The organism is Halomonas sp. BC2 (assembly GCF_002078115.1).
GTDB lineage: Bacteria > Pseudomonadota > Gammaproteobacteria > Pseudomonadales > Halomonadaceae > Vreelandella > Vreelandella stevensii.
The window spans coordinates 16,276-21,052 of sequence record NZ_LFGT01000005.1 but is presented as its reverse complement, the minus strand read 5'-3'; the positions used below and the strand labels follow the sequence as shown (position 1 = coordinate 21,052).

At 62.4% G+C, this 4,777-nt stretch carries 4 protein-coding genes; all 4 read left to right on the top strand.

The window, feature by feature from the left end:
* Positions 1-1,746, top strand: a 1,746-nt coding sequence (locus B7L71_RS03595) for an SbcC/MukB-like Walker B domain-containing protein (RefSeq protein ID WP_283160399.1), incomplete at its 5' end; no start/stop codon positions are given.
* A 102-nt stretch (positions 1,747-1,848) separates the two neighbouring features.
* The gene (locus tag B7L71_RS03590; protein WP_081136054.1) at positions 1,849-2,574 is read left to right on the top strand and encodes a tellurite resistance TerB family protein; all 726 of its coding nucleotides are present in this window, start codon (positions 1,849-1,851) and stop codon (positions 2,572-2,574) included.
* An 8-nt stretch (positions 2,575-2,582) separates the two neighbouring features.
* A complete protein-coding gene (locus tag B7L71_RS03585; protein WP_446497370.1) occupies positions 2,583-3,062 on the top strand; it encodes a phosphatidylglycerophosphatase A family protein in 480 nt (159 codons plus the stop codon).
* Positions 3,063-3,358: 296 nt separating this feature from the next.
* Complete coding sequence (locus tag B7L71_RS03580; RefSeq protein WP_081136051.1) at positions 3,359-4,504, top strand: RNA-guided endonuclease TnpB family protein; 1,146 nt, start codon at positions 3,359-3,361, stop codon at positions 4,502-4,504.
* The last annotated feature ends 273 nt before the right edge of the window (positions 4,505-4,777 follow it).

Sequence of the window (4,777 nt, the reverse complement as noted above, 5' to 3'; positions counted from 1 at the left end):
CAGCAGCCGGCCGTGCAGCGTGCCCAGCAGCAGCTGCGGCAGCATGAGCAGACCCAGGCCCTGGCAACACCGTTTTATGCCCGGCAAAGCGCCCAGCAAAACGCCACGGCGGCCCAGCGCGAGTGGGCCGCCGCCGAACAGGCCATTGCCCTGAGCCAAGCGGCTCACCAGCAGGTTCAGGAAACGCTCGAGGCGGCCAATGCCCAATATGAACAGCTGCCCGCCCTGCAACGCCAGGCTTATGCGCTAGAGCAATCCCTCGATCAGTGTCAGGCATTGGCCACGCTGGAGAAGCAGCAGCAAGCGCTTGCCCAGCAAGTGGCCCGAGCGCGCGAAAATGCACAGCAGAAGCAGCGTGCGGCCACCCAACAGGAGCAGCACGCCATCGAGCAGGAGATGCGCTGGCACCAGGGCCAGGCAGCTCTGCTCGCTGAGCAGCTGGAAGGTGGCCAGCCTTGTCCGGTGTGTGGCAGCCGTGAGCATCCCGCGCCTGCCTCGACGGCCCAGCTACTGGTCACGCAAGAGGAGGTGAAGCAGGCGCGCAGCGCCCATGAGCGCGCTCGACAGGCATGGGTGAGCGCCCAACAAGATGCCCAGCGCCTGGAGCAACAGGCCGAGCACGTCGGTGAGCAGTGCCAGAAGCTGCGTGAACAGTTGGGCGATAGCGCCTCGCTGGAGAGCGTGAATGCCTCGTTAGCGGCCGTGAAACTTGAGATGGACACCTGCGAGCGGAGCTGGAAAGCCGCCCAGAGCCAGGCCCAGACCGCCCACACGGCGTTCACCCAGGCGCAAACCACGCTCACTCAGGCAACCCAGCGCCAGGCCGAGGCGCAGCGGACGCTGGAAGCGGCCGAGGCCGAGTGGCAAACGGCCCTGCAGGGTAGTCCCTTTGAGGATGAGCAGGCATTTATTACCGCCCGTCTGGATACCACCGAACAGCAGCGGCTAAGTGACGACGTGGCGCGCTTTCAACGGGAACTGGCCAGGCTGGAAGGGCAGCTCGAAGCCAGTGCGCCGCTGCTGGAAGGCAAGACGCCGCCCGACGTTGCTGCCCTCGATGCCCAGGCTGACAACAGCAAGTCCCGGGAGGAGGCGTGCCGACAGCATTACCAGCGGCTGAGCGCACGGGTAGACCAGCTCACCGCCACCCGACAGCGGTTGGCAGAGGCGCGCAATGTGGAGGCGGCCCTGGACGAGCAGTACAAACTGTGGGGTACGCTCAGCGAAGTGGCCAACGGGCGCACCGGGAATCGCATCAGCTTGCAGCGCTTCGTGCTGGGCGTGCTGCTGGACGATGTGCTGATTCAAGCCTCCGCGCGCCTGGTGCGCATGAGCCGTGGGCGCTATCAGTTGGTGCGTCGGGAAGACCCTTCCAAAGGCAATAAAGCCTCCGGCCTGGAACTGGACGTGGCCGATACCTATACCGGCAAGAATCGCCCGGTGGCGACGCTTTCCGGCGGCGAGTCGTTCATGGCTGCGCTGTCGCTGGCGCTGGGGCTTTCTGATGTGGTGCAAGCCTATGCAGGCGGTATTCAGCTGGATACACTATTTATAGATGAAGGCTTTGGCAGCCTCGACCAGGACGCGCTGGACCAGGCCATCGCCATGCTCAGCGAGCTGCAGATGAGCGGGCGCATGATCGGCATCATTTCGCATGTCAGCGAACTCAAGGAGCAGATGCCGATTCGTATCGACGTGCTGCCCAGCCGTCAGGGCAGCACGGTCGTGGTGAAGGGTGAAGGGTGAAGGGTGAAGGGTGACGAGCCCGGCGGTTCACGTTGCGTTCATGTTCGATGCTTTATAACCGAACCGATCAATTCACGATGATGACCCGAAGGGGGAGCAAGGATGAATGCGAGCAAGATTCTCCAGCAGTTGATGAATCAGGCCAGTGGTGGCAAAGGCGGCCGTGGTGGCATGGACGTGCAGGGCATCATGGATGGGTTGTCGCGGCAGTTGGGCGGCAGTGGCAGTCAAGCGGCGCGCTCCGGCGGCAGCTCGGGCGGGTTCGACATGAAGAGCCTGCTGGGTGGTGGGGCCATGGGCATGCTGATTGGCTCCAAGCGAGGCCGCAGCATGGGGGGCAAAGCGCTGAAGTATGGGGCCATTGCCGGGGTTGGCGTGTTGGCCTGGAAAGCCTGGCAACGCTCCCAGGCCAATGGCGGTGCCACGGCGGCGTCGTCAGAAGGGGAGCGTGTCGAGGTACTCAGCGGTGAGTACCAGGAGCGCCGCAGCCTGGAGCTGTTGCAAGCCATGATCATGGCCGCCCGCGCCGATGGCCATATCGATGAACAGGAGCAGGCGCTGATCACTCAGCAGATCGATGCGCTGGGTGCCGACGAAGAGATGCACCGCTGGGTAGAGCAGCAGCTGCGCGCCCCGCTGGACGCCAGGGCACTGGCTCGCGAAGCAGACTCCCCCCAGGCCGCCCGTGAAATGTACCTGATCAGCGTGGCGGTGACCGACGACCAGAACCCCATGGAACGTGCCTGGCTGGACCAGTTGGCCAGCGCCCTGAACCTGTCGCCCGATATAGTGGCAGAGCTGGAACATCAGGCCCAGCAGGCCAGCTGATGCTCGATATCGTTGGCACTGCCAACTTGTGGTTAGCCACCGGTTTTGGGCTGGGGCTGATGCCCGTGGCCCCAGGCACGTTTGGTTCCTTGCTTGGCCTGCCGTTGGCCTGGTGGCTGTCAGGTCGCTCCACCCGTCAGCAGGTGGTCATCATCACGCTGATGCTGTTGGCCGCCGTGCCGGTGTGCCACATGGCGTCCCTGCATTTTGATGGACAGGATCATGGCAGTATCGTCGCCGATGAATATGTGGCTTTCCCCTTGGCAGTGCTGGGGCTAAAAGCTGCCCGCCACCCGCTGGTGTTGGCCTTGGCGTTCGGCGTCTACCGCTTCTTTGATGGCCTGAAACCACCGCCTATTCATCTGGCGGAACATGTTACCGGGGGAGTGGGGATCGTGCTGGATGACGTGATTGCTGCGCTGGTAAGTTGGCTGGTGGTCGCGTTGCTGGTGACACTATGGCAGCGTCGGCAGCAAAAACTCGCCTGACGCCACTTTATAAAATGCGCCACTCATAAAGACGCCGCAGGTCGAGAAAACGACACTGCGGCGTTTTTATGGGTTAGCCCATCGTGAGCCGATGGGCTTGGCGATGTTAGCTTTGCACCACAATCACCGGATTTAGCGTTGACGGTCTTGATCGTGTTGCTCATAAGATTTTGCGCGAGAAACCCCGTACTTCTAGTACGGGGAGGGATAGCGCGTCGTCCGTAGGACGACCCTGTTCTCGCTGCCTCCTTCTCAGGTGGTCGCTATCTTACAGTTTATGGTGTATTATGTGAGACATGACAAAACGCGCCTACAAATACCGCTTCTATCCGACGCTCGAACAGGAGCAGCTCCTGGCTCGGACGTTCGGTTGCGTGCGTTTCGTCTACAACTCGGTGCTGCGGTACCGCACCGATGCGTTCTACGAGCGCCGGGAGAAGATCGGCTACGTGGCCGCGAACGCTGAGCTGTCGAGGATGAAGAAGGTCGAAGAGACAGCCTTCCTCAACGAGGTCAGCTCGGTGCCGCTTCAGCAATGTCTTCGGCACCAACAGACCGCGTTCAAGAACTTTTTCGAGGGCCGCGCCAAGTACCCGGCATTCAAGAGCAAGCGACACCGCCAGTCGGCGGAGTTCACCCGCTCGGCCTTCAAATACCGGGACGGCAAGCTGTATCTGGCCAAGAGCAAAACCCCGCTGGACATTCGCTGGAGCCGTGAACTGCCCGGCGAACCCAGCACCGTCACCGTGTCCAAGGACTCGGCAGGCCGCTACTTTGTGAGCTGCCTGTGTGAGTTCGATCCCGAGACGCTGCCCGTTACCCCGAAAATGGTGGGTATCGACCTCGGCCTGAAAGACCTGTTCGTCACCAGCGACGGACATCGAATCGGCAATCCCCGCCATACCGCGAGATACGCCGCCAGACTGGCCAAGGCACAGCGCCGACTGAGCAAGAAAAAGCTCGGCTCGGCCAACCGAGCCAAGGCCCGACAGAAGGTGGCGAAACTTCACGCCAAAATCTCCGATTGCCGCCAGGACAACTTGCACAAGCTGTCCCGCAGATTGATTAACGAGAACCAAGTGATCTGCGTCGAGTCCCTCAGGGTGAAGAACATGCTGCGCAACCGCTCGCTGGCCAAGTCGATCAGCGACGCGGGCTGGGGCGAGTTCGTCCGCCAGCTGGAGTACAAGGCCGCCTGGGCAGGCCGGCAACTGTCGGCCATCGACCAATGGTACCCCTCCAGCAAGCGCTGCTCCGGCTGCGGCCACGTCGTGGACTCGCTACCGCTGCAGGTTCGCGCCTGGACGTGCCCCGAGTGTGCAGCCGAACACGACCGCGACATCAACGCTGCGGTCAACATTAAAGCCGCCGGGCTGGCGGTGTTAGCCCTTGGAGAGAGCGTAAGCGGCATGGAGTCAGCCTCCGTGTCCGGTTCTCGGTGAATTGGGAATCCCCGTCCTTCAGGGCGGGGAGCAGTCAAAGATCTCCTATCTTTAGTAGAAAAATCCCCATTTGCCCGAATTTCGCGGTCTGTTCACCCGCCCACCCTCTGGCGCTTTTTATGGCGCCAGGGAGGGGCGATGGGCCCACACGGTATCCAGGGTGTCCAGCGCTGCCTTGATGGTGGGCTCGATGGCGCGATCCTGTCGCCAGATCAGGCTCAAGGCGCAGGGCAGGCGAACGTGCTCGGCCACTGCCAGCCCGCTCTCCTGGCG